Origin of the sequence: Streptomyces venezuelae (assembly GCF_008642355.1) — a bacterium.
In the GTDB taxonomy this organism is placed as follows: Bacteria; Actinomycetota; Actinomycetes; order Streptomycetales; family Streptomycetaceae; genus Streptomyces; species Streptomyces venezuelae_B.
Map to the genome: position 1 here is coordinate 6,960,276 of NZ_CP029193.1, position 25,486 is coordinate 6,985,761.

A 25,486-nucleotide genomic window follows, 5' to 3' on the forward strand; every position below is an offset into this window, starting at 1 on the left:
TTGCGCCGCGAACTGCGCCGTGCCTAACCTGTGTTCGTCATACCGATCAGCGACCGAAGTTTCGGACGCGCAGGGTGGGAGGGCCGAACTCATGGGACGACTGGTGCCCGCGGTGACCAGGTCGCTGGACATACTCGAACTGTTCCTGGAGGGCGACGGCACGTTCTCGGCGCCCGAGGTCACCCGCAGGCTGCAACTGCCGCGCACCACCGTGCACGAGCTCCTGACCACCCTGGCGGCCCGCTCGTACCTCGTCCCGATCCCGGACCAGCCGGGACGCTACCGCCTCGGTGTGCGCACCTACCAGCTCGGCAGCCGGTACGCCGAACAGCTCGACCTCGCCGCCGAGGGCAGGCAGGTGGCGCAGCAGGTCGCCGAGACCTGCGACGAGACCGTCCACGTCGCCATCCTGGAGGACACGGACGTCATCTACATCGCCAAGGTCGACTCCACGCACGCCGTGCGCATGGTCTCCGCGACGGGCCGCAGGCTCCCCGCGCACTGCACCTCGGTCGGCAAGATGCTGCTCGCCTCCCTCCCGCAGGACGAACTCGAAACCCGCGTCCGCGGCCGGGAGTTCACCGCCATGACCCCCGACAGCATCACCGACCCGGACGCCCTGCTCGCCGCCCTCGCCGACGTCCGCGAACGGGGCGTCGCGGTCGAGCACCGGGAGTCCAACCCGGACGTCAGCTGCGTGGCGGCGCCGGTGCGCGACAGCGCGGGACAGGTCGTCGCGGCCCTCTCCATCTCCGTGCCGATGATCCGCTGGTCCGAGGAGCGCGAGCGCGAACTGGCCGGCCTGGCAGCCAAGGGCGCCGACGACCTGTCGGCCAGGCTCGGCCACCGGGGCACGCGGTGAACCGCGTCTTCGACGTCGCCGTGCGCGCGGAGGCGTCGCTCGGCGAGGGCCCCACCTGGGACGCGGCGGCCGACCGTCTCATCTGGGTCGACATCCTCGGCTCCCGCGTCCACACGTACGCCCCCGGGGACGGCCGGCGCACGGTCATGGCCACCGAACAGCACGTCGGCACCGCCAAGCCCCGCGCGGGCGGCGGCCTCGTCGTCAACCTCCGTGACGGCATCGGCCTCTACGGTCCCGGCGGCGCACCCTTCACCTGGCTGGTCCGCGACCCCGTGCCGGGCCGGCGCGGGAACGACGCGGCCGTCGCGCCCGACGGCGCGCTCTGGGCGGGCACGATGCGCTACGACGAGGCGCCCGGCGGCGGCAGCCTCCTGCGCGTCGCTCCCGACGGCACCGTCACCGAGTCGGCCGCCGACGTCGCCGTCAGCAACGGCACGGGCTGGAGCCCCGACGGTCGGCTCATGTACTACGTGGACAGCCCGACGCGACGCATCGACGTACTGGACTTCGACGGGCGACAGGGCCTGAAACGCAGGCCGTTCGCGCACGTGGAGGAGCGGGCGGGCTTCCCCGACGGGCTCACCGTCGACGCCGAGGGATGCGTCTGGGTGGCGCTCTGGGACGGCGCCGCGGTCCGCCGCTACACCCCCGACGGCCGCCTGGACCGCACCGTCGACCTCCCCGTGCGCCGCCCCACGGCCTGCGCCTTCGGCGGCACGGACCTGCGCGACCTGTACATCACGACGGCCCGCACCGGCCTCGACCGCCCGCACCCCCTCTCGGGTTCGGTGCTCGTCGTGCCGGATGCGGGCCGGGGTCTGCCGGGCACCCCGTTCGCGGGCTGAGCACGGCTCCCGGGGCTCAGCCCTCAAGTCCCCTGAGGTACTTGCCGAACTTCTCCAGACCGTCGATGTTGCGCGGCCCGCTGATGCCCTCGTTGTAGTCGAGGACGAAGAAATTGTTCTTCTTGACGGCGGGCAGCTCCTTCGTGTGCGGGGACTTCTTCAGGAACTCGATCTTCTTCTTGGCGGGCTGGTCGCCGTAGTCGAAGATGATGACGACCTCGGGCTCGGCCTTGGTCACGGCCTCCCAGGTGACCTGCGTCCAGCGCTCGTCGAGGCCGTCGAAGATGTTCCTGCCGCCCGCGCTCCTGATGATGTCGTTCGGCGGGACCTGGCTGCCGGCCGTGAAGGGCTGGTCGGTGCCGGAGTCGTAGAGGAACACGGGGACCCGCTTGCCGTCCTTCGCCTCGGGGGCCCTCGCCTCCACGGCCGCCACGCGCTTCTTCAGGTCGCCGACGACCCTGTCCGCCTTCTCCTCGACCCGGAAGATCTTCCCGAGCCGCTCCAGGTCGCTGTAGAGCGCCTTGAACGGGGTGACCTTCTGCGGGTGGCCGGGATAGTTGAAGCAGCTCTCCGTGTGCATGAAGCTCTGGATGCCGAGCTTGTCGAGGATCTTCGGGGTGATGCCGCGCTGGTCGCTGAAGCCGGAGTTCCAGCCCGCGACCACGAAGTCGGACTCCGCCTCGACGACGAGCTCCTTGTTGAGCAGATCGTCGCTGAGCATCTTCACCTTGGCGTACTCCGACGCCCAGGGGGACTCGCTGACCGGTGGGTTGGCGGGCGGCATCACGTAGCCGTGGACGTGCTCGGTCAGACCGAGGCTGAACAATTTGTCGGCGCTCCCGCCCTCGTACACGACCGCACGCCGGGGGACCTTGTAGGGGACGGGCTCGCCGCAGCGCTCGACGACGGTCTTCTTGTCGGCGCCCTTGGCGCCGTCGTCGGCCGGATCGAGGTCGGCGCCGCAGCCGCTCAGGGCCAGTGCGGCCGTGAGCGCGGAGGCCAGGGCGAGGGATCTGGTGTGACGCATGAGGGGGCGATGCCTTTCAGGGTGAGCATTCCGAGGGGACGCTGTTCAGAGGGAGGGGTGGAGCGCGTAAAGGAGTTGGGGATCGCCCGTCAGCGGATGCGGGACGACCGTGGCCTTCACCCCGAACACGTCGGCCATCAGCGATTCGGTGAGCACGTCCGCCGGGCTCCCCGACGTCACGAGGCGCCCCTGGGAGAGCACCCCGATCCGGTCGCAGGCGGCCGCCGCGAGGTTGAGGTCGTGCAGCACCACGAGGACCGTGGGCCCGGCGCCGCGCAGATGCGACAGGACCTCGATCTGATGGCGTACGTCGAGGTGGTTGGTCGGCTCGTCCAGGACGAGGACGTGCGGCTCCTGGACGAGGGCGCGGGCCAACAGCACGCGCTGGCGCTCACCGCCCGACAGGGTGAGGACGCCGCGCTTGGCGAGGTGGGCGACGTCGAGCCGCTCCATCGCCCCGGCGCACAGCTTCCGTTCGCGGGCGGTGAGCGCCTGGTTGCCGCGCTGGTGCGGGGCGCGGCCGAGCGCGACGACCTCCTCGACCGTGAAGTCCAGGTCGACGGCGCCGTCCTGCGTCATGGCGGCGACGAGCTGCGCGCCGCGCCGCATCGTGAGGCGGGACAGGTCGTCGCCGCCGACCAGGACGGCGCCCGAGGTCGGGCGCAGCGCCCGGTACACGCAGCGCAGCGCCGTCGACTTCCCGCTGCCGTTCGGCCCGACCAGGCCGACGACTTCACCCGACCCCACATCGAGGGAGAGGTCGTGCACGAGGCTCTTGCCGTCGATGGCCACGGAGAGCCCGTCGATCCGCAGATCCATCTCAACGACCCCCGAACGTATAGCCCTTGCGGCGCATCAGGCCGATGAACACCGGCACCCCGACGAGCGCCGTGATGACACCGAGCGGCAGCTCGCGCGGAGCGACCACGGTCCGCGACAGCAGATCCACCCACACCATGAACACCGCCCCGGCCAGCGGGGCGACGGCGAGCACGCGGGCGTGGGTCGCGCCGACCACCATCCGCACCAGGTGCGGCATGACGAGCCCGACGAAGCTGATCGCGCCGCTGACGGCCACCATCACGCCGGTGATCAGGGAGACCACGACGAGCAGCGACGTGCGGTGCCGGTCGGGGCTCACGCCCAGGCTGGACGCCGTCTCGTCGCCGAGCGCCAGGACGTCGAGCGCCCTGCTGTACCGGTACAGCACGGCGAGGCCGAGGAGGACGGCCCCGGCGACGACGGGCAGCGCGCCCCAGTTCGCGGCGCCGAAGCCGCCCATCGTCCAGTACAGGACCATCGACGTCGCCTCGCTGTCCGGCGCGAAGTAGATGATCACGCTCATCACGGCCTGGAACCCGAGGGACATCGCCACGCCCGTCAGGACGAGCCGCAGCGGTGACAGCGCGCCTTTGCCGGAGGAGGCGGCGTACACGAGGAACGAGGCGACGAGCGCGCCGACGAACGCGCCCGCGGACACGGCGTACACACCGAGCGCGGCCAGCCCTCCGGTGACCGTGACGCCGACCGCGCCGACCGACGCGCCCGAGGAGACCCCGAGCACGAAGGGGTCGGCGAGCGCGTTGCGCACCATCGCCTGGATGGCCACGCCGACCGCGCTCAGCCCGGCGCCCACCAGGGCGGCGAGCAGCACGCGGGGTGTACGGATCTGCCAGATGATCTGGTACGTCGTCGTCTCGTCGGCGTCGACGCTGCCACCGGTGAGGGCCGCCCACAGGAGGCGGGCCGTGTCGGCGGGCGACACCGCGGCGGCACCCAGGCCGATGGCCACGACGACCGAGGCCAGCAGGACGAGGAAGAGCGCGACGCAGGTCAGCACCAGCATCCGCGGAGAGGCGAGCCGGTCGCGGAGCGAGGTCCGCGGCTCGGCGGAGCCGTTGCCGGGAGGCGCCTCGGCGAGGGTGCTCACACGTCACCCGCCTTCGGGGCGCCGCGCAGCACTGGTACCGCCGCCCCCAGCGCCGCCACGACCAGCGCGCCGAACACCACGGCGGTGCCGGGGTAGCCCGCGAGGCCGAGGCCCGCGCCGCCGAGCGCCGCGCCGGCGAACACGCCGAGGCTCTGGCCCGCCGCGTTGAGGCTCAGCGCCGAGCCGCGCAGCGTCGTCCCGCAGCGCCGCACGATCAGGCTGACGACGCATGCGGCGACGACGGCGTGGCTCGCCGCGTGCAGCGCGGTCATCGCGAGGGCGAGCGGCAGCCAGTGCGTGAAGTAGAAGCCCACGACCGAGACGAGCGCGGCGACGAGTCCGGCGGCGAGCATGCGCTCCGTGCCGAAGCGCGGCTCGGCGGAGTTGGTGAGGCGGCCGGTGAGCAGGTTGCTGACGAAGAACGACGCACCGCTCAGCGTCCACACGAACGCGAAGAGCCCGGCGTCGAGGTCGAACCGCTCCTCGTAGAAGGCCGCGAGGTACGACAGGTAGCCCATGAACACCGCGGTGCGCAGGAACCCGATCAGGAGCACCGGCACCGCGCCGCGCACGGCGGCCAGCGCCTTGAACGAGGCGAGGTAACCCAGGCGCGGGCCGTGCGCGACGGCCTCGCCGTCCGGGTCCGCGCGCCGCCTGCGCGCCACGAAGACAGCGGCGAGCAGCAGCGACACCACGGTCACCCCGAGCAGGTCGCCCTGCCAGCCCCAGAACAGGGCGGGCAGCGCGATGACCGGCGCGGCGAGCATGGCGGTCATGGACGTGGTGGCCGTGACGAGGGTCGCGGCGCGCCCGGCCGCCTTGCCGGTGCCGAAGCGGTCGGCGGCCGCGGCGGTGAGCGCCGGGTTCAGGACGGCCGTACTCGCGCCGACGAGCAGGCAGAACGCGGCGAGCAGGAGGAAGTCCCCGCTCGCGCCGAGCGCGGCCGACGCGCCGAGGGCGACGAGCGCGCCCGCGGCCGCCCACTCCTTGGGCACGCGGTCGATGACCGGGGCGAGCGCGGTGCCGACCAGCAGGGCGGCGAGCCCGCCGAGTCCGCGCAGGCCGCCCATCGCCGCGACGCTGCTGCCCGCCTCGTCGGCGATGGGCACGAGGTATGTGCTGAAGACGGTGAAGGGCAGCAGGCCGACGGCCGAGGCGAGCAGGACGGGCCAGAGCGTGCGCGCCATGCGCAGGTCGCCCGGCAGCACGTCCTCGTCACCGTCTCTGCCGCCGTCTTCCACGTGATTCCTGGTGGCGTCGACGCTCACGCGGCCGCTCCGTCCGGGGCGAGGGCGGCGCGGTAGCGGTACATGGGGGTGGCGTCCGCGCTGAACTGGGAGAACGTGAACGGTTCGGCGTTCAGGGCGGTGACGCCGGCGCCCAGGAAGGCGCGGGCGACGGCGCTGCCGCTCTGCGCGTACACGATGAGCGGCACGCCGTGTTCGACGCAGTGCCGCAGAATCAGGTCGAACGTGCCGTTGCTGAGGGTCATGCCGGTGGCGACCACGGCGTCGGCCCGCGCGAGCACCTCGGTCATGTCGTCGGAGACGGGGTCGCCCCAGGCCGTGGTGCGCAGGTTCAGGTCGCAGGGCAGGCAGACGCCGCCCCGCTCGCGTATCGCCGCGACGAGCGGGTTGACCACGCCGATGAGGGCGACGCGCGCGCCGGGCCCGATGTCGAGGAGTCCGGCGATGGCGGCGTCGCGGGCCTCGGCGCGCTCCTCGGGCGTGCCGGTGGGGAGCATGACGCGCTCGGCGTCGTCGGCGTCGCGGTGCGGGCGCACCCGGGCGAGGTAGGCGTCGAGCGCGGCGGTCCGCACGGGCGCGGCCTCGTCGCGCAGGAGCTTGTCGAGGGAATGGCCCGAGGCGTTCTCGCAGAAGCCCGGGGAGAGTTCGCCCGCTTCGAAGGAGCAGGCGCCGAAGGAGTCGCCGACGCGGAGCAGCAGGTAGTGGTTGTGGTACGTGACGTCGCCGCCGGCGAGCCGCGTCGTGTTGTAGAGCCAGAACGCGCTGGTGACGGTCAGGTCGGCCGGGTCGGGGCCGTGGGCGCCCGCGAGGACGGCGTCGGTGAGCTCGGCGACGGTCTGGGGTGGGGTGTGCGGCATGTGTGGTCCCTGGAGGGTTCGGTGGTGGTTCAGGAGGGGGTGGCGGCGGGCCAGGCAGTCGTGGACCAGGGGTGCTTGAGCTCGTCGAGCGAGGTGATCTCGTGCGGCTTCAACGTGTCGATGTCCAGGGCCTGTTCGTGGTGGGCGTAGGCGCTTTCCACGTAGCGGTGGCCGGTGTCGGCCGCGATGAAGACGTACGTGCGCGTGTCGTCCCTGCGCCGTTCCCACAGGGCGGTGAGGTAGGCGGCACCGGCCGAGAGCCCGGCGAAGATGCCGCTGGTGCGCAGCAGGGAGACGGCGCCCGACACGGCGCTGTCGAAGTTCACCCAGTGCACGCGGTCGTACAGCTCGTGCCGGACGTTGCGGAACTCGATGGCGCTGCCGATCCCCGCGATGATCATGTCGGGGTCCGCGACGTGCTCGGAGCCGAAGGTGACGCTGCCGAAGGGCTGCACGCCGACGAGCGACACGTCACGACCGGCCTCGCGCAGGTACGTGGCGAGGGCTCCGGTGGAGGCGCCCGAGCCCACCCCGCCGACCAGCGCGAGCGGTCCGGCGGGGAGGTCCTTGTCCAGCTCGGCGGCGACGTCCTGGTAGCCGAGGTAGTGGATGTCGTCGTGGTACTGCCGCATCCAGTGGTACGAGGGGTTGTCCGCCAGGATCTCGGCGATGCGCCGCACCCTCAACTCCTGGTCCAGGCGCAGGTTCCGGGAGGGCGCGACCTGCTCCAGCGTGGCGCCGAGTATCTCCAGCTGCACGCGCGTCGACCGGTCGACGGTGGTGGAGCCGACGATGTGGCACTTCATGCCGTACCGGTGGCAGGCGAGCGCGAGGGCCTGCGCGTAGATGCCGCTGGAGCTGTCGACGAGGGTGTCGCCGGGGCGGACGGTGCCCGAGTCGAGCAGGTGCCGTACGGCGCCGAGGGCCGAGTAGATCTTCATGGTCTCGAAGCGGAGGCAGGCCAGATCCGGTGCGAGGGATATGAGGTCGGGTTTCTTCACCGCTTCGGCGATGTGTGCGTGCATGACGGAGATCCCCCCGTAGGGACGTAGGGCGGAGAGGGCAGGCAGGCTCCGGGGCGGGGAGGCCCCGGGAACGCCGAGAGCATCACACTAGATGAAAATGATTGTCAAGAGCGGGTAAGTTCGGCACACTGGTCCGCGCGGAGCGCCGTGCCGTGCGCGCCGCCATGTCGAGAGGAGACGCGTGAAGCTGTTCCAGGAGGCCGCGACCCGGTCCCGCCCGCCCCGCCGGGGCGCACCCGCGACCGGGGTCGGCACCGCCTTCGGCACCTTCGGCGAGCTGCTCCAGGGAGCGCTGCCCGAGGAGGGCGGGGACTTCCTCGTGACGCTGCCCGTCGCCCGCTGGACGATGGCCACGTTCCGGCGGGGGTCCGCGTCGGGGGAGATCGAGGTCCGGCCCGCGCACAAGACGAAGGCGCTGCAACTCGCGCGCATGATCGCCGACTTGGCACCGGCGACAGCGGCCGGGTGCCGTCCCGGCGGCGTGCTCACCCTCAGCAGCGTCATCCCGGAGGGCAAGGGTCTCGCCAGCTCCTCCGCCGACCTCGTCGCCACGGCGCGCGCGGTCGGCCGGGCCCTCCGAGTGCCCATGCCGCCTGCCGGGATCGAGCGCCTCCTGGCCCGCATCGAACCCACCGACGGCGTCCTGTACCCCGCGATCGTCGCCTACCACCACCGCAGCGTCAGGCTCCGCGCCGTCCTCGGTTCGCTGCCCGCCATGGCGGTCGTCGGCATCGACGAGGGCGGGTCGGTGGACACGGTGGACTTCAACCGCATCCCCAAACCGTTCACGACCGCCGACCGGCACGCCTACGCCGGACTGCTCGAACGGCTCACCGTCGCCGTGCGCGCCCACGACCTGCCGGAGGTGGGGCGCGTCGCCACGCGCAGCGCCCTGATGAACCAGACACTGCGCCACAAGGCGTCGCTGGAGCCGATGCTGGACATCTGCCGCGAGGTCGGCGGCCTCGGCGTGGCGGTCGGGCACAGCGGTACGACGTCGGGGATCCTGCTCGACGCCACGGACCCCGCGTACACGCGTCGCGTGACGGCGGCGGCGCAGGCGTGCGAGGAGCTGGCGGGCGGAGCGGGCGGGGTCTCGGTCTACCGGACGCTGAGCTTCGGCACGGTGCCGACGCGCCCCGCCCTTCCCGTGCCGTCCGCTCTGGAGCGGGTCCCGTGACCGCGAGCGGGGCGGAGGGAATGCGCAGAACCCGGCAGCGGGCCGCCGTGCTCGAAATCCTCGGCGGCTGCAGCGAGTTCGTCTCCGCGCAGGAACTGCACGCCCTGCTCGCCGGGTCCGGCCGGGCGGTCGGTCTCACCACCGTCTACCGCGCGCTGCGCGAACTGCACCGGGGCGGTCTCGTCGACGTCGTGCGCGACGAGACCGGCGAACGGCTCTACCTGCGGCGGCCCACCGACGAGCACCGCCACTACCTCATCTGCCGCGACTGCGGCCGGAGCCGCGCGGTGGACGCCGGGGCCGTCGAGGTGTGGGCGGACCGGCTCGCGGAGACGACGGGCTTCGCCGAGCTGGAGCACACCCTCGAACTCAGCGGGGTCTGCGGGCCCTGCCGCTCCGCTCAACTGTGCACGCCGAGACCGGACATGCCCGGCGCGAGCTCGGGGCGCAGCACGAGGTCACCGTCGTAGGCCCCGCCGTTCTCCTCGTGGAAGGGCAGCGGCTCCGTGCGGGGGAGGGCGCGCAGCCGCTCGCGCAGCCGCGCCGCGCTGTCGGCGTATCCGGCGTCGGTGAGCCGGTCGGCCCCGTACACGACGAACGGCGGCAGCGCGGCCATCCCCGTGTACCAGAACGTGCCGTGCAGCAGAGGGAAGAGCACCTGGTCCAGCTGGCCGTGGATCCCGCGCGGCCCGAAGCCGGACGCGCGGGCGCCGACCGACGTGACGACGAGGGCGCGCTTGCCCGCGAGGCCCCCGTCGCCGTACCGCAGGGTCCGCCCGTCGGGCCCCTTGATGCCGAAGCCGAAGCCCTGCACGAGCACCCGGTCGAACCAGCCCTTGAGGATCGCGGGCGGACCGAACCACCAGAGCGGGAACTGGAAGACGAGCGTGTCCGCCCAGGCGATCTTCTCCTGCTCACGGCGCACGTCCTCGCTCAACGTCCGGCCCCTGTAGGCGCGTTCCTGCTCGGGACCCACGAAGAGCCGACGGTCGCGCGGCGCGTCCCCGAAGTCGTCGGCGTCCACCACGGCCTTCCAGTCCATGCCGTACAGATCCGACGTGCGGTGCTCGTGCCCGAGCGACTCCAGCGTGCGCAGCCCCTCCGTCATCAGCGAGCCGCCCAGCGAGCGCCGGTCGGGATGTGCGAATACCCAGAGAATCTTCATGCCCCGATCCTGTGCCGCCGCTCAGGACCGCAACGAGTGGCCAGATGGTCATGGCCCGCAAGGATCTGGCCAAGATGTGGACGAAGGGCGGCTGCCCGGGAACTCGGGCCCCGCCGTATCCGACTCCTGGAGCGGTGCGGGCCGCCCGGTCCGCGCCGTCGCACGATCCGGGAGCGGTGATGGTTGAGGACAGACGGCGGAGATGGGTGCCGCCGCCCGCACTCTGCGGCTTTCTGTTGCTGTTGGTGCTGATCTTCACCGCGTCGTACGCCGTGGGCAGGGCGGCGGGCCCGGTCGCACCCGGCATGCACGACGCGCGGCCCGGCTCCGGGTCCGACACCCGGCCCGACGGCGACAACGACAGCGGCGGCGGCGGTGGCATGGGTGGCATGCACGGCGGAGGCCACTGATGGGCGTCGAAGCGGCGGACACCGTGGTGACCACCGACCTGACCGTCGGCGGCATGACCTGCGCGGCCTGCGTGAAGCGGGTCGAGAAGCGGCTCGGCAGGCTCGACGGGGTGACCGCGACGGTCAACCTCGCGACCGGCCGCGCCCGCGTGAGCCACCCGCCGTCCGTCACCCCGGCCGACCTCGTCACCACCGTCGAGCAGGCCGGGTACACGGCACAGCTGCCGGAGCCCCCACGGCAGGAGCGGGGAAAGGGGGGACAGGGGCGGCAAGGAGAACAGCTCGCGTGGGGAGCCGGGCAACGCCAACAGCTCCTGGTCACCGCGCTGCTCGCGCTCCCCGTGCTCGTCCTGTCCATGGTCCCCGCCCTCCAGTTCCGCAACTGGCAGTGGCTGTGCTTCGCCCTCGCCGCGCCGGTCGCCACCTGGGGCGCGTGGCCCTTCCACCTGCGCGCGCTGCGCGGTCTCCGGCACGCGGCGGCGACGATGGACACGTTGGTCTCGCTGGGCGTCGCGGCGTCCTTCGGCTGGTCGGCGTACGCGCTCTTCCTCGGCGGCGCGGGCGAGCCCGGCATGACGATGCCGTTCACGCTGCTGCCGTCCGCCGGTGACGGTGTCGCGCACGTCTATCTGGAGGCGGCCGTCGGTGTTCCCCTGTTCGTCCTCACCGGGCGGTTCCTGGAGGCGCGGGCCCGGCACGGCACCGGGCAGGCGCTGCGGTCGCTCGCGGGACTTGCGGTCAAGGACGTCGCCGTACGAGAGGACTCAGGGGCCGAGAAAGTCATCCCCGTCGCGCGACTGCGCGTGGGCCAGATCTTCGTCGTGCGGCCCGGTGAGCGGGTCGCGACCGACGGCGTCGTCGTCGAGGGCAACTCCGCCGTCGACCTGTCGCTGGTCACCGGGGAGAGCGAACCCGTCGAGGTCGGGCCGGGGACCGGTCTGACCGGTGGTGCCGTCAACGCGGGCGGGCTGCTCCTCGTCCGCGCCACGGCCGTCGGCGCGGACACCCGACTCGCCCGCATCACCCGCACGGTGACGGACGCCCAGGCGGGCAAGGCGAACGCGCAGCGGCTCGCTGACGAGGTGGCGGGCGTGTTCGTGCCGGTCGTGCTCTCGCTCGCCGCCACGGTGCTCGGCTTCTGGCTCGGCGCCGGAGCCGACCCGCAGGCCGCCGTCACCGCCTGCGTGGCCGTACTCGTCGTCGCCTGCCCGTGCGCCCTGGGCCTCGCCACCCCCACCGCCCTGATGGCCGCGACCGGCCGGGGCGCCCAGCTGGGGGTCCTGGTCACCGGGCCGCAGGCCCTCGAAGCGCTGAAGCACGTCGACACCGTCGTCCTCGACAAGACCGGCACCCTGACCTCCGGACACATGAGCGTCACCGCGTTCACGGCGGCACCCGACGGCATCGGCGGGGAGGCGGCGCTGCGGCTCGCCGGAGCCGTCGAGCAGGGCTCGGAACACCCGCTGGGCCGCGCGATCACCGCGTACGCGACGAAGTCCGCGCCCCACGAACCACTGCCCGCGGTCCGCGAGTTCGCCGCCGAGGCGGGGCGCGGCGTCCGGGGCGAGGTCGACGGGCACGTCGTCGAAGTCCGTTCCCCCGGAGACGGGCTGGAGGGCCCGCTCGCGCGTGCGCTGGCCGAAGCCGAGCGTGCCGCGCACACCCCGGTCCTGGTCCTGGTGGACGGCAGGCCCGAGGCGCTCGTCGCCGTCGGGGACCTGGTGCGGCCCGGCAGTTACCGCGCCGTGGACCGGCTGCGGCGCCTCGGTGTGCGCCCCGTCCTCGCCACCGGCGACCGCGAGGCCACCGCCCGCGCCGTCGCCGGGAACCTCGGCATCGACGAGGTGCACGCCCGCTGCACACCCGAGGGAAAGGCGTCCCTCGTGCAGGAGTTGCGGGCAGGCGGACACCGCGTCGCGGTCATCGGCGACGGCGTGAACGACGCCGCGGCGCTCGCGGGCGCCGACCTCGGCATCGCCATGGGCGGCGGCACCGACGTCGCGATCGGGGCCGCCGACGTGACGCTCGTCCGCGGCGACATCGAAGCCGTCGCGGACGCGGTGCGCCTGGCCCGCCGCACCCTGCGGACCATCCGCGTCAACCTCCTGTGGGCCTTCGGCTACAACGCCGTCACGGTGCCGCTCGCAGCGGTGGGCCTGCTGAACCCGATGGTCGCCGCCGCCGCGATGTCGGCGAGCTCCCTCCTCGTGGTCGGCAACAGCCTGCGCCTGCGCACCTGGCGCCCGGCCCGTGGCCCGGCCCCGCGCCCGCACCGCGACCGCGACCGCCGTCAGAACCGTGGAGGCGACCGATGAGCGACACACACTCCTGGCGGCCCACCCGACGCCGCGTCCGCGAGGGGCTCGGCGGCGCCCTCGAACCCGTCGCCGCGTGCGCCGTCGCGCTGGGGCTGCTCACCGTGTGGACCGGCTCCGGAGCCGCGGGCAGCCCGGCGCGCGTCGAGGTCGCCGACGGGACGGTCTTCCTGCCGTACGGCGACACGCGCGAGAGCGCCGCGTTCTTCCGGATCACCAACTCCGGCGGCTCCGACGACCGGTTGACCGCCGTGACGTCGCCCGCACTCGACGACGTGATGCTCAGCCGGTACACGCCCACGGGGCGCGGCGCCGCCGGCATGCGCATGGTGGACTCCGCCGCCGTCCCGGCCGGCGACGGCCTCACCATGTCGCCGTACGGCCTGGACGTCATGGTGCGCCTCCGCGAGCCGCTGAGCCTCGGCGAACGGATCCCTTTCGTCCTCACCTTCCGCGAGGGCGGAACCGTCCGAGCCGAAGCGGTCGTGATCCGCCCGTCCCACGGAAGCGAGGAACGGCCCCGCTGAGCGGCGGACGCCCCCACTTCCCCAGATCCCCCTTGCCTCTCCCGCGCCACTGTCTACCCTGTGCGGATGCCCGCGCGAAACGATCAGGCCGGTCAGGTCACGGCACCCCTTCACCGCGATGCCCGGCGTGGTTGCGAAACTGGGGTCGGCAAGTGATGTGAGTGTGGGCTGTTCGGTCATCCGGCCTCGGGGGAGTGGGAGAGGGTATGAAGATCCTGATCAGCGCCGACATGGAGGGCGCCACCGGCGTGACCTGGCCGGCCGACGTGCTGCCCGGCACCCCGCAGTGGGAGCGGTGCCGGGCGATGTTCACCTCGGACGTCGACGCCGCCGTGCTCGGGTTCTTCGACGGGGGCGCCGACCAGGTGCTCGTCAACGAGGCGCACTGGACCATGCGCAACCTGCTCCTCGAGCAGTTGGACGACCGGGTGGAGATGCTCACCGGACGCCACAAGTCGCTCTCCATGGTGGAGGGCGTGCAGCACGGCGACATCGACGGCATCGCGTTCATCGGCTACCACGCGGGCGCCGGGATGGAGGGCGTCCTCGCGCACACCTATCTCGCCAACCAGATCACCGGCGTGTGGGTCAACGGCGTCCGGGCCAGCGAGGGGCTGCTCAACTCGCACGTCGTCGCCGAGTACGGCGTCCCCGTCGTGCTCGTCACCGGCGACGACCTGGCCTGCGAGGACGCCCTCGGCTACGCGCCCGGGGCCCTGAAGGTCGCCGTCAAGGACCACGTCTCGCGCTACGCCGCGGTCTGCCGCACCCCGGCCCGTACCGCCGCGGACATCCGCGCCGCCGCCAAGGAGGCCGCCTCGCTGGCCGTGCGGCATGAGCCGGTGCACGGCGGTCCTTTCACCGTGGAGGTCGAGTTCGACGCCGAGCACCTCGCCATGGCGTCGACCGTCGTGCCGGGTGTGCGCCGTACGGGGGAGCGCAAGGTCGCGTACGACAGCGAGACGATGTACGAGGGGATCCGTACCTTCAAGGCGGTTACGACGATCGCCTCTGCCGCCGTGGAGGAGCAGTATGGCTAGCCAGCAGACCCGGGTGATGGAGCAGGAGCAGGAGCAGGAGCAGGAGTCCGACGACACCGTGGACGCGCTGGCGCTCGACGAGGTCGTCACGTTCACCTCCGGGCTCATCCGCATCGACACCACCAACCGTGGCGGCGGCGACTGCCGCGAGCGGCCCGCCGCCGAGTACGCGGCAGAGCGCCTCGCCGACGCGGGCCTCGAACCCCTGCTCCTGGAGCGCACCCCGGGCCGCACCAACGTCGTCGCCCGCATCGAGGGCACGGATCCGGCCGCCGACGCCCTCCTCGTCCACGGGCACCTCGACGTCGTGCCCGCCGAGGCCGCCGACTGGAGCGTCGACCCGTTCTCCGGCGAGATCCGCGACGGCGTCGTCTGGGGCCGCGGCGCCATCGACATGAAGAACATGGACGCGATGATCCTGTCCGTGGTCCGGCGGTGGGCCCGCGCGGGGGTGCGGCCCCGGCGCGACCTCGTGATCGCCTTCACCGCCGACGAGGAGGCCAGCGCCGAGGACGGTTCGGGCTTCCTCACCGACCAGCACGCCGCGCTCTTCGAGGGCTGCACGGAAGGCATCAGCGAGTCGGGCGCCTTCACCTTCCACGACGGCCGCGGCAACCAGATCTACCCCATCGCGGCGGGGGAGCGCGGCACCGGCTGGCTCAAGCTCACCGCGCGCGGCAAGGCGGGCCACGGCTCGAAGGTCAATCACGCCAACGCGGTCAGCAGGCTGGCCGGCGCCATCGCCCGCATCGGCGAGCACCGCTGGCCGGTCCGGCTCACCCCTACCGTGCGCGCCTCCCTCGTCGAGCTGGCCGCGCTCTACGGCCTGGAGACCGACCCCGACGCGCCGGGCTACGACGTGGACGCCTTCATGGAGAAGCTCGGCCCGACCGCCGACCTCGTCGCGCCGACCGTCCGCAACAGCGCCAATCCGACGATGCTGCAGTCGGGTTACAAGGTCAATGTGATCCCTGGGGAGGCAGTGGCGTACGTGGACGGCCGCTTTCTGCCGGGCGGAGAGGAAGAGTTCCAACGAACGCTTGACCGGCTCACGGGGCCTGACGTCGACTGGGAGTTCCACCACCGCGAGGTGGCGCTGCAGGCGCCGGTCGACTCGCCGACGTACGCGCGCATGCGGGCGGCCGTCGAGGAGTTCGCGCCGGAGGGCCACGTCGTGCCGTACTGCATGTCGGGCGGCACGGACGCCAAGCAGTTCTCGCGGCTGGGCATCACCGGCTACGGCTTCTCGCCGCTGAGGACACCGGAGGGCTTCGACTACCAGGCGCTCTTCCACGGAGTCGACGAGTGCGTCCCGGTCGACGCGCTGCACTTCGGCGTCCGAGTCCTCGACCGCTTTCTGCGTACGGCCTAGCAACAATGGGGGAAGAGAAGGACATGATGCAGACCCTGGCGTACGGATCATGGCCGTCGCCGATCGACGCCGAGCTCGCCGCGACCCACGACGGCGCACCCGGGTTCGTGGGCTTCGTCGGCGCCGAGACCTGGTGGACCGCGCCGCGCCCCACCGAGGCGGGCCGGCGCGCGCTGGTGCGGCGCCTGCCCGACGGCGAGGAGCGCACGGTGCTGCCCGCACCGTGGAACGTGCGCAGCCGCGTCGTCGAGTACGGCGGCCGTCCCTGGGCCGGGGCCGAGTGCCCCGAGGGTCCGCTCGTGGTCTTCGTCGACTTCGCCGACCAGCGCCTGTACGCGTACGAGCCGGACACCCCCGGCGCCGAACCGAGACCCCTGACCCCGGTCTCCGGCATCGGCGGCGGTCTGCGCTGGGTCGACCCCGTCCTCCGCCTGGACCGGGGCGAGGTCTGGTGCGTCCTCGAGGAGTTCACCGGTGAGGCGCCGACCGACGTGCGGCGCGTCATCGCCGCGGTGCCGCTCGACGGAACGGCGGCGGAGGACCGGAACGCGGTGCGTGAACTGTCCGACGGCAGGCACCGTTTCGTCACGGGCCCGCGCCTCTCGCCCGACGGCGCGCACGCCGCCTGGATCGGCTGGGACCACCCGCGCATGCCGTGGGACGGCACGGAGCTGACGCTCGCCGAGGTGCGCGACGACGGCACGTTCGGCGCGGCCCGCACGGTCGCGGGCGGTCCCGAGGAGTCGGTGGCGCAGGTCGAGTGGGCCCACGACGGGCGGCTCCTGTTCTCCAGCGACCGCACGGGCTGGTGGAACCTGTACCGGGTGGACCCGCGCCGCGACACCACCGGCGCCGAGCCGCTCTGTCCGCGCCAGGAGGAGTTCGCCGGACCGCTCTGGCAGGTCGGCTGGAACTGGTTCGCGCCGCTGGAGAGCGGACTGATCGCCGTCGTGCACGGCAAGGGCGCCACCGCCCTCGGGATACTCGACCCCGAGACGGGCGAGGTCGTCGACGCCGCGGGCCCCTGGACGGAGTGGGCCTCGACGGTCGCCGCGCACGGATCGCGCGTCACCGGCGTCGCCGCGAGCCCCCGCAGCGCGTACGAAGTCGTGGAGCTCGACACCTGCACCGGCCGCGCCCGCGTCGTCGGCGCCGCCCACGACGACCCGGTGGACCCCGCGTACTACCCGGAACCGCACATCCGCACCTTCTACGGCCCCGCAGGACGCGAGATCCACGCGCACGTCTACCCGCCGCACCACCCCGGCCACATCGCACCCGACGACGAACTGCCGCCCTACGTGGTGTGGGCGCACGGCGGCCCCACCGGCCGCGCCCCTCTCGTGCTCGATCTGGCCATCGCCTACTTCACCTCGCGCGGCATCGGCGTCGCCGAGGTCAACTACAGCGGCTCCACCGGGTACGGCCGCGCTTACCGCAACCGGCTCCGCGAGCAGTGGGGCATCGCCGACGTCGACGACTGCGCCGCCGTCGCCCTCGCCCTGGCCGACGAGGGCACCGCCGACCGCGCCCGGCTCGCCGTCCGCGGCGGCAGCGCCGGCGGCTGGACCACGGCCGCCTCCCTGACCTGCACGGACGTCTACGCCTGCGGGACGATCAGCTATCCGGTCCTCGATCTCGCCGCGTTCGCGTCGGGGGAGACCCACGACCTGGAATCCCAGTACCTGGAATCCCTCGTGGGGCCGCTCGACACCGAGCCGGGCCGGTACGCGGAACGCTCACCGGCCCGCCACGCCGAACTGATCACCGCGCCGTTCCTGCTCCTCCAGGGCCTCGACGACGTCATCTGCCCGCCCGCCCAGTCCGAGCGGTTCCTCGCGAGGATGGAGGGGCGCGGCGTACCGCACGCCTACATCGCCTTCGAGGGTGAAGGGCACGGGTTCCGCCGCGCCGACACGATGGTCCGCGCCCTGGAGGCCGAACTCTCCCTGTACGCGCAGGTGTTCAGGATCGACCTCGCGGGACGCGTCCCCACCCTGGAGCTCACCAAGTGAGACCGCTCATACGTCCCGCGCGCCTCACGCCGGGTGCGCGGGTCGCCGTCGTCGCGCCGAGCGGCCCCGTCCCCGACGACCGTCTCGAAGCGGGCCTGGACATCCTGCGCGGCTGGGACCTGGACCCCGTCGTCGCACCCCATGTCCGGTGCCGCCACCCGGAGTTCGGCTACCTCGCGGCGGCGGACGCAGACCGCGCCCGCGACCTGGCACAGGCGTGGTGCGACCCGTCCGTGGCCGCCGTGTTCTGCGCGCGCGGCGGATACGGTGTCCAGCGCATGGTGGACCTCGTCGACTGGCGGGCGATGCGGCGCGCGACCGAAGCGGTCGGGCCCAAGGTGTTCCTCGGCTACAGCGACATCACCGCCCTGCACGAGGCGTTCGCCACCCGCCTCGGCGTCGCCACCCTGCACGGGCCGATGACCGCCACCGTCGACTTCCTCAAGAACGCGCGGGCACAGGAACATCTGCGCACCACGCTCTTCGCGCCCGAGGAGACCCGCGTCATCCGGGCCGGCTCCCCGCACGCGGCGGCCCTCGTCGGCGGCCGCGCCAGGGGCGTCACGCTCGGCGGCTGCGTGTCGCTGCTCGCCGCCGACCTCGGCACGCCCACGGCACGGACATCCGCCCGCGGCGGCCTGCTGTGCGTCGAGGACATCGGCGAGGAGCCGTACCGCATGGACCGTATCCTCACCCAACTCCTGCGCTCCGGCTGGCTCGACGGGGTGGCGGGGATCGTGCTCGGATCGTGGGAGGAGTGCGGGGACCGTGCGGAGCTGCGGGTGCTCTTCGCGGACCGGCTCGGCGGGCTCGGCGTGCCGGTGGCGGAGGAGTTCGGGTTCGGGCACTGCGACGGGGCGCTGACGGTGCCGTTCGGGGTGGCGGGCGAACTCGACGCGGACGCCGGGACGTTGACGCTGGACGTGCCGGCGCTCGTCTGACCCGCCCCCGAAGGCTTTCCTCGCCTTCCGTCACAGCATGCCCCCGGCCGGTACCTACCGGTCGGTAGTAGCCGGTCGTCGGCCGTCCTCGGCGTGGAGGTCCCCTCGTCTCGGTAACCCACCGGGCGTCACCCGTACGGCCCACCGACCCACCCCGGAGGCACCTCCACCGCGCGCTCAGCCTCCCGGCTGCCCATGCTGGGGCGCGGGGGAGACCGGCGCACCTCCGACGGAAGGGTCCACAGCATGAGCCCCAACACCTCCACGGGCGGCTCCCAGGGCGGCGGCCCGGGCGGCGGGCTGATGACACCCGGCAGGGTGGCCGTCGCCGCGGTCGTCGTCCTCACCCTCGTCTTCATCTTCGAGAACACCCGCAGCACCAAGATCCGGCTGCTCATCCCCGAGGTGACCGTCCCGCTCTGGATGGCCCTGCTCGGCACGGGCCTGATCGGCGCCCTGTGCGGGGCCTACTTCATGCGACGGAGGCGGTAGGGCGCGCTTCCCGGATAGCGTGGCCGGATGTCCGCATCACGCCCCTTTCTCGCCGAAGGCCCCAGCGTGGGCATACGCCCCCTCGCCCTCGCGGACGGTGCCGAGTTCACCGCACGGGCGGACCAGAGCCGCGAGCTGCACCGGCCCTGGCTCTTCCCGCCACGCACCGACGACGCCTTCCGCGCCTACGCGGGGACGGTCATCGAGGACCCCGCCAAAGCGGGGTTCGTCGTCTGCGACCGGGACGGCGGTTCCGTCGCCGGATTCATCAACATCAACAACATCGTCCGCGGGGGCTTCCGCAGCGGCGCCCTCGGCTACGGCGCCTTCGCGCACGCCGCCGGGCGCGGCCTCATGAGCGAGGGCCTCGGACTTGTCCTCACGTACGCCTTCGAGGAACTCGGCCTGCACCGTCTGGAAGCCAACATCCAGCCCGGCAACGCGGCGTCGATCGCGCTGGTCCGCCGCGCAGGTTTCCGGCTGGAGGGCTTCTCGCCGGACTTCCTCTTCATCGACGGGGCCTGGCGCGACCACGAACGATGGGCGATCACCGCCGACATGTGGCCAACTCGGCCCCGCCCCGCCGCCTGACGGGACCGGGAGTGTTGAAAGGGCCGACGTGCGTCGCACAGGATGGGCGCCATGCGGAATATCGTGCTCGTCGACGCCCCCTCCAACCTGGGCCTGCGCCCGCCCGCCCCCGGCACCGTGCCCGGCTGCCACAAGCTGGCCGGTGCCCTGCGGGAGCGGGGCATCCTGCGGCGCCTCGGCGCCACCGAGGGCGGCGTGGTCGTGCCGCCCCGCTACGACCGCGGTGACTGGCAGGAAGGCGACGGCGTCTTCAACGCCGCCGCCATCGCCTCCTACACCCGCAAGCTCGCCGACCGCATCGAACACCACGTGCGCGCCGAGGACTTCGTTGTCGTCCTCGGCGGCGACTGCTCGATCCAGCTGGGCGCAGCGCTCGCCCTGCGCCGCATCGGGCGGTACGGCATCGCCTCCATCGACGGCTCCGCCGACTTCCGGCACCCGGGCAACTCCGACCGCATCGGTGCCGCGGGCGGCGAGGAACTCGCCCTGGCCACCGGCCGCGGCCAGGAGGACCTCACGAACCTCGAAGGGCTGCGGCCCTACGTCCGCGACGAGGACGTCTGCATTTTCGGCCTCAGGGACGGCGACGAGGACCGTGAGGAGTTCACCGCGCTGAAGATCGCCAACGCGACCGTCGGCGAGCTGCGCAAGTGGGGCGAGGAGAACATCGCCCGCGCCGTCGCGCAGACGCTGGAGGAGCCCGAACTCGACGGGTTCTGGGTGCATCTGGACGCCGACGTCCTCGACCCGTCGGTGATGCCCGCCGTCGACAGCCCCGACCCCGGCGGCCTGTTCGCCGAGGAACTCCTCGCCCTGCTGCGGCCGTTCGTCCGCTCGCCGCGCTGCGTCGGGCTCAACGTCACCATCTACGACCCCGACCTCGACCCCGACGGCAAGGCGGGCGACCTGCTCACCGACGTGATCGTGGAGGCCTTTGCACAATCCTGACCTGGGCGGCCCCTGGCCGACACCCCGCCGACCGTGTTCCATGGTGATCGTGAAGACGACCGTGCGACGCGACGTACTGACCCTGCCCGCGGCGGCACCGGGGCCCGAGAACCCGCTGCCGCCGCTGCTGCCCCTGCGGAACGTGCACACCCTCGACGAGCGCGCCAAGGAAGGACTGCCGCGCGACATGGCACGGCAGCTCGGCTACGCACCGCTGAGCTCCCCGCTGCCCACCCGGGTCCGCGACGCGTACGGGCGCGAACGCACCGACACGGCCGTCGACGTCATCGTCGTCGAGAACGACAAGCTGCGCGCCACCGTCCTGCCCGGGTACGGCGGTCGCGTCCACTCCCTCCTGCACAAGCCGACGGGACGTGAACTGCTGTACCGGAACCCGGTGCTGCAGCCCGCCGCCTTCGCGCTCAACGGCGCCTGGACCTCCGGCGGCATCGAGTGGAACATCGGCGCCACCGGCCACACCACCCTGTCCTGCGCCCCCGTGCACGCGGCCCGCGTACCGGCGCCCGACGGCGGCGAGATGCTGCGCCTGTGGGAGTGGGAGCGGCTGCGCGACGTGCCCTTCCAGGTGGACCTGTGGCTGCCCGAGGACTCCGACTTCCTGCACGTGGGTGTCCGCGTCCGCAACCCGCACGAGAAGCCCGTCCCCGTCTACTGGTGGTCGAACGTCGCGGTGCCCGACGACCGCAGGGTGCTCGTCCCCGCCGACGAGGCCTGGCACTTCGGGTACACGGGCACGCTGCGCAAGGTGCCGGTCCCCGTGTACGACGGCGCCGACCGGACGTACCCGCGGAACAGCGAGTACCCCGCCGACCAGTTCTACGACGTGCCGGACGGCGCACGCCGCTGGATGGCCGCGCTCGACGACGCGGGACACGGACTCGTCCAGACCTCCACCGACCTGCCGCGCGGCCGCAAGCTCTTCGTCTGGGGGACCGGCGCCGGCGGCCGGCGCTGGCAGGAGTGGCTCACCGAACCCGGCACGGGCGGCTACGCGGAGATCCAGTCGGGCCTCGCGCGAACGCAGCTGGAGCACGTACGCCTGGACGCGGAGGCCGAGTTCAGCTGGCTGGAGTCGTACGGTCCGCTGTCCGCGTCCGCCGACCGTGTGCACGGGGAGTGGGCGGGCGCGCGGGACGAGGTCGCGGCGCGGCTCGCCGACGCGCTGCCCCGCGAGGCCGTCGACGCGGCGTACGAGGCGTGGCTGCCCTCCGCCGACACCGAACCCGGCGAGACGCTCGCCACCGGTTCCGGCTGGGGCGCCCTCGAAGTCCTGCGCGCCGGACACAAGGTGCCGGGAACGCCCTTCGCCGAGTCGACGCTCGGCCCCGACCAGGCGCCGTGGCTGGAGCTGCTGCACACGGGTGCCGTGCCCGAGCCGCGCAAGGTCGTACCGCCCGGACCGACGCTCGTCGCACCGCACTGGCGGGACATGCTGGAGACGGCGCCCGCACGCCCGCTCGCCGAGTACCACCTGGGTGTCGCCCAATGGCACGCGGGCGACCGGGCGCAGGCCGTCCGCAGCTGGGAGCGGGGCCTCGAACTCGCCCCCTCCCGCTGGCCGTTGCTGCGCTGCCTCGCCGTCGCCGACCGGGCCGAGGGCAACACGGAGCGGGCCGCCGACCGGTACGCGGAGGCCTTCGACGACCTGTGCCAGGAGCGCCGCGACGACGGACCCGTGTGGACCGTCGCCACCGCCGCGCTCGGCCGCGAAGCCATCACCGCACTGCTCGCCGCGCACCGCACGGAAGCGGCCCGCGCGGTCTGGGACCGCCTGCACGAGGCGACCCGAGCCGAAGGCCGCTTCCGCCTCCTGGAGGCCCAACTCCTGTACGCGGAGGGCGACATGGAAGGCGTCCGTGCCGTCTTCGACTCCGGCTTCGAGGCGGCGGACCTCCGCGAGGGCGCGGAGACGCTGGGCGAGCTGTGGACGGCGGCGACGGGGGAGCCGGTACCGGAGCGGTACGACTTCCGGATGCGCCCGGCGGAGGGCTGACGCGGGCCCGGCGGCTCAGACCAGTTCGCCGTCGCGTGCCACCACCCTGCCGCCGTGCACCACCATGTCGCGCTGCGGCATGTCCACGATCGCCTGCGGGACGTTCTCGCCGCGTACGAGGATGAAGTCGGCCGGGGCGCCCGGCGTGAAGTCCGCGTGGCGCAGGCCCATCACGTCCGCGCCGCCGTGGGCGCCCACGCGGTAGCAGTCCGTGAGCGCCTCGTCGAGGCGGACGTCGGTGACCCAGCCGAGTATGTGCGTGCGGTGCAGCATGTCCGCGTTGCCGAACGGGCTCCATGAGTCCCGCACGCCGTCGGAGCCGAGGCCGACGCGCACGCCGTGCTCCCGCAGCTTCGCGACCGGCAGGACGAGCGACTCGTTCGGCGCCACTGTCGTCAGGGAGATGTCGAGCTCGCCCAGGTCGGCGGCCACCTTTCCCAGCTCGCCGTCGGACAGGTGCGGCAGGCAGAAGACGTGACTGACCGTCACCTTGCCGCGCAGGGACAGCGCGCGGGTGCGGTCGATGATGGAGCGCAGCACCTTCGTGCCCTTCTCGTCCCGGTCGTGCAGGTGGATGTCCACGCCCACCCCGTGCCGGTCCGCGAGGCCGAAGACCAGGTCGAGCTGTTCGTCCATCGCGTGGTCGAAGCTGATCGGGTCGATGCCGCCGACGAAGTCGACGAGACCCGAGCGCGCGGCCTCCTCCAGGAGCTCGGCGGTGCCGGGCGTGCGGACCACGCCGTGCTGCGGGAACGCCACGATCTGCACGTCGAGGGCGTGCCGCAGTCGGTCACGCGCGTGCGCGACGCCTTCGAGGCCCGCCAGGTCGTAGGCCGGCGCCACGTCGGCGTGGGCCCGCATGGCGCGGGTGCCGCGCGTCACGGCGTGCGCCATGAGGCCGTACGCGCGCTCGCCGACCGGACGCTTCTGGCTCTTGAACAGCTCCACGTCCTGGGCGCAGTAGTCGGCGATGCCGCTCGCCGGCTTCCGTGTCACCCAGGAGCCGCCCCACGTCGTCTTGTCGGGGTGGATGTGCGCGTCCACGAGGCCGGGCAGCGCGAGCCGGCCGCCGCCCTCGACGACCTCGGCACCCTTGGGCGCGGGCCGGTCGGAGATCCGTCCGTCGACCACGGTGAGGTCCACGGGGGTCCGCGCGCCGAGCGGGCGCACGTCGCGGAAGACGACGGCCCTGCCGCGGCCGTGGTGGCGCTCGGCGGCGGTGGCGGGGCCGGACGACAGGGCGGCGGCGGTGCCGGCCAGGGCGGCGGCGCCGGCGATCACGCCGCGGCGGGACAGGGGTGTCATGGGGGCTCCTCGGTCGGGGGAGGGGAGTGGAGGGGAGTGGAGTGGAGGGGGGAGCGTCCGCCAGTTTGTATACCAAGTGCATCTGGGTCGGCAAGGGTGCCGGGGTTGAAAGCGGTATTTGCACGCTAAATCCTCAAGAGGCCCGAGCGTTGCAACGCGGTACGTATACAACCCTGCTCGGGAGGCGAGACGATCAGAGCCGCTATACCGTGACTCGCATCCGCCGCAATGGGGACAGCGAGGAGACCGCCATGTCATTGCAGGTGAGCGCCGTCATGCTCGGCGTCGAGGACCTGGACCGCGCCAAGAAGTTCTACGTCGACGGCCTTGGCTGCGAGGTCGACCAGGACTATCCCGGCTTCGTCCGGTGCAGCCTGGGACCAGGGTCGTCGATGCTGGCGCTGTACGAGTGGGAGGCCGCCGCGCGGGACGCGGGCGTCCCGCCGGAGGGGGCCGGGTTCCGCGGGGTGTCGCTCCACTACCTCACGGACTCGCGCAACGACGTGGACGAGACGCTTCAGGCGGCGGAGTCCGCGGGCGGCACCGTGGTGAAGGAGGCGGCGGCCACGGAGTGGGGCGGCTACTTCGGCTACTTCAGCGACCCGGACGGCCACCTGTGGAAGGTCGCTACCGCCGTGTGACCGCGTCACCCTCTTCGAAGAGCGACCGCAGCGCCACCGCCCGGCTGTCCCGTACGTGGATCAGCGTGCTCGCCGCCGCCGTGTCCTCGTCGCCCGCCGCGATCCGTCCGTAGATCAGCCGGTGCTGGGCCCGCATGTGGTCCGGCTCGGCGCGCATCCCGAACAGGAGCTGGAGCTGCCAGCTCAGCTGTTCCATCGTGCGGGCCAGGAGCGGGTTGCCGGAGAGGGCGACGATGCCCTCGTGGAACGCCGTGTGGGCGGCGACCTCGCGCACCCCGTCGTCCGCGTCCGACGCCTGCTCGGCGTGGCCGAGCGTGGCACGGAGGGCGGCGAGACCGGGCGGTTCGTCCGGCGCGCGGTGCGCCACCCGGCGCGCCGCGAGCCGGGACGCCTGGACGGCGAGGGGCTCCCACACCTCGTACAGATGCCGTACGTCGTCGGGCTCCAGGCGCCGCACCCGCACACCGCTGTGCGGCAACAGCTCCAGCAGGCCCTCGGCGACCAGGGAGCGCAGGGCCTCGCGGACGGGGACGCGGGACATCCGGAGCTCCTCGGCGACCTCCCGCTCGACCAGGCGCGCGCCGAGGGCGTAACGGCGGTCGACGATGCGCTGCCGCACGGCCTCGCGGGCCTGCGCGCTCAGCGACGTCCGTCCGTCGCCGCCCGTCGCCGCGCCACTCGCCGTACTGCCCGCCACGTGCACCGTCCTCCACTCGGTCGGACCGAGGATACGG

At 73.0% G+C, this 25,486-nt stretch carries 25 protein-coding genes; 16 read left to right on the plus strand and 9 right to left on the minus strand.

Features of this window, described 5'->3' with window-relative positions; translation table 11 throughout:
• Nucleotides 1–91: 91 nt before the first annotated feature.
• Nucleotides 92–862, plus strand: coding sequence for an IclR family transcriptional regulator (locus tag DEJ47_RS31855; RefSeq protein WP_150174100.1), 771 nt, complete (start codon nt 92–94; stop codon nt 860–862).
• On the plus strand, nt 859–1,710 hold the full coding sequence (locus DEJ47_RS31860; protein WP_150174102.1) for an SMP-30/gluconolactonase/LRE family protein: 852 nt from the start codon (nt 859–861) through the stop codon (nt 1,708–1,710). Before DEJ47_RS31855 ends, DEJ47_RS31860 begins: the two co-directional genes overlap by 4 nt.
• Before the next feature lie 16 nt (nt 1,711–1,726).
• On the opposite strand, the gene DEJ47_RS31865 is transcribed toward DEJ47_RS31860, so the two are convergent.
• The 6 genes from DEJ47_RS31865 to DEJ47_RS31890 all read right to left on the minus strand — a co-directional run bounded on the left by DEJ47_RS31865 (nt 1,727) and on the right by DEJ47_RS31890 (nt 7,796).
• Entirely contained in the window at nt 1,727–2,737 is a 1,011-nt protein-coding gene (locus DEJ47_RS31865; RefSeq protein ID WP_150174104.1) for an ABC transporter substrate-binding protein, read from the minus strand.
• 45 nt (nt 2,738–2,782) lie between these two features.
• Nucleotides 2,783–3,556 carry an ABC transporter ATP-binding protein gene (locus tag DEJ47_RS31870; protein WP_150174105.1) on the minus strand — a complete coding sequence of 258 codons (774 nt, stop codon included), beginning with the start codon at nt 3,554–3,556 and terminating at the stop codon, nt 2,783–2,785.
• Between the two features lies 1 nt (nt 3,557).
• Complete coding sequence (locus DEJ47_RS31875; protein ID WP_150176002.1) at nt 3,558–4,583, minus strand: FecCD family ABC transporter permease; 1,026 nt, start codon at nt 4,581–4,583, stop codon at nt 3,558–3,560.
• 80 nt (nt 4,584–4,663) lie between these two features.
• A complete protein-coding gene (locus tag DEJ47_RS31880; RefSeq protein ID WP_223828567.1) occupies nt 4,664–5,935 on the minus strand; it encodes an MFS transporter in 1,272 nt (423 codons plus the stop codon).
• A complete protein-coding gene (locus DEJ47_RS31885; protein WP_150174107.1) occupies nt 5,932–6,771 on the minus strand; it encodes a Rossmann-like domain-containing protein in 840 nt (279 codons plus the stop codon). Before DEJ47_RS31885 ends, DEJ47_RS31880 begins: the two co-directional genes overlap by 4 nt.
• A gap of 29 nt (nt 6,772–6,800) precedes the next feature.
• A complete protein-coding gene (locus DEJ47_RS31890; protein WP_150174109.1) occupies nt 6,801–7,796 on the minus strand; it encodes a pyridoxal-phosphate dependent enzyme in 996 nt (331 codons plus the stop codon).
• A 187-nt stretch (nt 7,797–7,983) separates the two neighbouring features.
• Between DEJ47_RS31890 and DEJ47_RS31895 the strand changes: the two genes are divergently transcribed.
• Both DEJ47_RS31895 and DEJ47_RS31900 read left to right on the plus strand, forming a co-directional pair.
• On the plus strand, nt 7,984–8,976 hold the full coding sequence (locus tag DEJ47_RS31895) for a kinase (protein ID WP_150176004.1): 993 nt from the start codon (nt 7,984–7,986) through the stop codon (nt 8,974–8,976).
• Entirely contained in the window at nt 8,973–9,446 is a 474-nt protein-coding gene (locus tag DEJ47_RS31900; RefSeq protein ID WP_317850849.1) for a transcriptional repressor, read from the plus strand. Before DEJ47_RS31895 ends, DEJ47_RS31900 begins: the two co-directional genes overlap by 4 nt.
• Here DEJ47_RS31900 and DEJ47_RS31905 read toward each other — a convergent pair.
• Nucleotides 9,377–10,141 carry an NAD(P)H-dependent oxidoreductase gene (locus tag DEJ47_RS31905; RefSeq protein ID WP_150174111.1) on the minus strand — a complete coding sequence of 255 codons (765 nt, stop codon included), beginning with the start codon at nt 10,139–10,141 and terminating at the stop codon, nt 9,377–9,379. The two genes, DEJ47_RS31900 and DEJ47_RS31905, sit on opposite strands and share 70 nt — an antisense overlap.
• 179 nt (nt 10,142–10,320) lie before the next feature.
• Between DEJ47_RS31905 and DEJ47_RS31910 the strand changes: the two genes are divergently transcribed.
• The 11 genes from DEJ47_RS31910 (at nt 10,321) to DEJ47_RS31960 (ending at nt 22,806) form a co-directional block, all read left to right on the plus strand.
• The gene (locus DEJ47_RS31910; RefSeq protein ID WP_150174113.1) at nt 10,321–10,551 is read left to right on the plus strand and encodes a hypothetical protein; all 231 of its coding nucleotides are present in this window, start codon (nt 10,321–10,323) and stop codon (nt 10,549–10,551) included.
• On the plus strand, nt 10,551–12,866 hold the full coding sequence (locus DEJ47_RS31915; protein ID WP_150174115.1) for a heavy metal translocating P-type ATPase: 2,316 nt from the start codon (nt 10,551–10,553) through the stop codon (nt 12,864–12,866). Before DEJ47_RS31910 ends, DEJ47_RS31915 begins: the two co-directional genes overlap by 1 nt.
• Nucleotides 12,863–13,393 (plus strand): copper chaperone PCu(A)C, encoded by a 531-nt coding sequence (locus DEJ47_RS31920; protein WP_150174117.1) that lies wholly within the window; start codon nt 12,863–12,865, stop codon nt 13,391–13,393. Before DEJ47_RS31915 ends, DEJ47_RS31920 begins: the two co-directional genes overlap by 4 nt.
• A gap of 206 nt (nt 13,394–13,599) precedes the next feature.
• Nucleotides 13,600–14,433, plus strand: coding sequence for a M55 family metallopeptidase (locus DEJ47_RS31925; RefSeq protein ID WP_150174119.1), 834 nt, complete (start codon nt 13,600–13,602; stop codon nt 14,431–14,433).
• Nucleotides 14,434–14,449: 16 nt separating this feature from the next.
• Entirely contained in the window at nt 14,450–15,805 is a 1,356-nt protein-coding gene (locus DEJ47_RS31930; RefSeq protein WP_150176006.1) for a M20/M25/M40 family metallo-hydrolase, read from the plus strand.
• A 26-nt stretch (nt 15,806–15,831) separates the two neighbouring features.
• Nucleotides 15,832–17,820 (plus strand): prolyl oligopeptidase family serine peptidase, encoded by a 1,989-nt coding sequence (locus DEJ47_RS31935; protein WP_150176007.1) that lies wholly within the window; start codon nt 15,832–15,834, stop codon nt 17,818–17,820.
• On the plus strand, nt 17,817–18,761 hold the full coding sequence (locus DEJ47_RS31940; protein ID WP_150174121.1) for an LD-carboxypeptidase: 945 nt from the start codon (nt 17,817–17,819) through the stop codon (nt 18,759–18,761). Before DEJ47_RS31935 ends, DEJ47_RS31940 begins: the two co-directional genes overlap by 4 nt.
• 246 nt (nt 18,762–19,007) lie before the next feature.
• A complete protein-coding gene (locus tag DEJ47_RS31945) occupies nt 19,008–19,253 on the plus strand; it encodes a DUF1049 domain-containing protein (protein WP_150174123.1) in 246 nt (81 codons plus the stop codon).
• Between the two features lie 27 nt (nt 19,254–19,280).
• Nucleotides 19,281–19,844: a GNAT family N-acetyltransferase gene (locus DEJ47_RS31950; RefSeq protein ID WP_150174125.1), complete on the plus strand. Its 564-nt coding sequence runs from the start codon at nt 19,281–19,283 to the stop codon at nt 19,842–19,844.
• A 51-nt stretch (nt 19,845–19,895) separates the two neighbouring features.
• Nucleotides 19,896–20,792 carry an arginase family protein gene (locus DEJ47_RS31955; protein WP_150174126.1) on the plus strand — a complete coding sequence of 299 codons (897 nt, stop codon included), beginning with the start codon at nt 19,896–19,898 and terminating at the stop codon, nt 20,790–20,792.
• 40 nt (nt 20,793–20,832) lie between these two features.
• Complete coding sequence (locus tag DEJ47_RS31960) at nt 20,833–22,806, plus strand: DUF5107 domain-containing protein (protein WP_190415667.1); 1,974 nt, start codon at nt 20,833–20,835, stop codon at nt 22,804–22,806.
• A 15-nt stretch (nt 22,807–22,821) separates the two neighbouring features.
• On the opposite strand, the gene DEJ47_RS31965 is transcribed toward DEJ47_RS31960, so the two are convergent.
• On the minus strand, nt 22,822–24,111 hold the full coding sequence (locus tag DEJ47_RS31965) for an amidohydrolase (RefSeq protein ID WP_150174130.1): 1,290 nt from the start codon (nt 24,109–24,111) through the stop codon (nt 22,822–22,824).
• Nucleotides 24,112–24,362: 251 nt separating this feature from the next.
• Between DEJ47_RS31965 and DEJ47_RS31970 the strand changes: the two genes are divergently transcribed.
• Nucleotides 24,363–24,752, plus strand: coding sequence for a VOC family protein (locus tag DEJ47_RS31970; protein ID WP_150174132.1), 390 nt, complete (start codon nt 24,363–24,365; stop codon nt 24,750–24,752).
• Here DEJ47_RS31970 and DEJ47_RS31975 read toward each other — a convergent pair.
• Nucleotides 24,739–25,449: a GntR family transcriptional regulator gene (locus tag DEJ47_RS31975; RefSeq protein ID WP_223828568.1), complete on the minus strand. Its 711-nt coding sequence runs from the start codon at nt 25,447–25,449 to the stop codon at nt 24,739–24,741. The two genes, DEJ47_RS31970 and DEJ47_RS31975, sit on opposite strands and share 14 nt — an antisense overlap.
• Between the last annotated feature and the right edge of the window lie 37 nt (nt 25,450–25,486).

Bases quoted from the DNA above. Each gene is read 5' to 3' on its own strand.
- DEJ47_RS31855 (WP_150174100.1), top strand. From the start codon at position 92: ATGGGACGACTGGTGCCCGCGGTGACCAGGTCGCTGGACATACTCGAA.
- DEJ47_RS31865 (WP_150174104.1), bottom strand. From the start codon at position 2,737: ATGCGTCACACCAGATCCCTCGCCCTGGCCTCCGCGCTCACGGCCGCA.
- DEJ47_RS31870 (WP_150174105.1), bottom strand. From the start codon at position 3,556: ATGGATCTGCGGATCGACGGGCTCTCCGTGGCCATCGACGGCAAGAGC.
- DEJ47_RS31875 (WP_150176002.1), bottom strand. From the start codon at position 4,583: ATGCTGGTGCTGACCTGCGTCGCGCTCTTCCTCGTCCTGCTGGCCTCG.
- DEJ47_RS31885 (WP_150174107.1), bottom strand. From the start codon at position 6,771: ATGCCGCACACCCCACCCCAGACCGTCGCCGAGCTCACCGACGCCGTC.
- DEJ47_RS31890 (WP_150174109.1), bottom strand. From the start codon at position 7,796: ATGCACGCACACATCGCCGAAGCGGTGAAGAAACCCGACCTCATATCC.
- DEJ47_RS31905 (WP_150174111.1), bottom strand. From the start codon at position 10,141: ATGAAGATTCTCTGGGTATTCGCACATCCCGACCGGCGCTCGCTGGGC.
- DEJ47_RS31910 (WP_150174113.1), top strand. From the start codon at position 10,321: ATGGTTGAGGACAGACGGCGGAGATGGGTGCCGCCGCCCGCACTCTGC.
- DEJ47_RS31915 (WP_150174115.1), top strand. From the start codon at position 10,551: ATGGGCGTCGAAGCGGCGGACACCGTGGTGACCACCGACCTGACCGTC.
- DEJ47_RS31920 (WP_150174117.1), top strand. From the start codon at position 12,863: ATGAGCGACACACACTCCTGGCGGCCCACCCGACGCCGCGTCCGCGAG.
- DEJ47_RS31925 (WP_150174119.1), top strand. From the start codon at position 13,600: ATGAAGATCCTGATCAGCGCCGACATGGAGGGCGCCACCGGCGTGACC.
- DEJ47_RS31930 (WP_150176006.1), top strand. From the start codon at position 14,450: ATGGAGCAGGAGCAGGAGCAGGAGCAGGAGTCCGACGACACCGTGGAC.
- DEJ47_RS31935 (WP_150176007.1), top strand. From the start codon at position 15,832: ATGCAGACCCTGGCGTACGGATCATGGCCGTCGCCGATCGACGCCGAG.
- DEJ47_RS31945 (WP_150174123.1), top strand. From the start codon at position 19,008: ATGAGCCCCAACACCTCCACGGGCGGCTCCCAGGGCGGCGGCCCGGGC.
- DEJ47_RS31950 (WP_150174125.1), top strand. From the start codon at position 19,281: ATGTCCGCATCACGCCCCTTTCTCGCCGAAGGCCCCAGCGTGGGCATA.
- DEJ47_RS31955 (WP_150174126.1), top strand. From the start codon at position 19,896: ATGCGGAATATCGTGCTCGTCGACGCCCCCTCCAACCTGGGCCTGCGC.
- DEJ47_RS31960 (WP_190415667.1), top strand. From the start codon at position 20,833: ATGGTGATCGTGAAGACGACCGTGCGACGCGACGTACTGACCCTGCCC.
- DEJ47_RS31965 (WP_150174130.1), bottom strand. From the start codon at position 24,111: ATGACACCCCTGTCCCGCCGCGGCGTGATCGCCGGCGCCGCCGCCCTG.
- DEJ47_RS31970 (WP_150174132.1), top strand. From the start codon at position 24,363: ATGTCATTGCAGGTGAGCGCCGTCATGCTCGGCGTCGAGGACCTGGAC.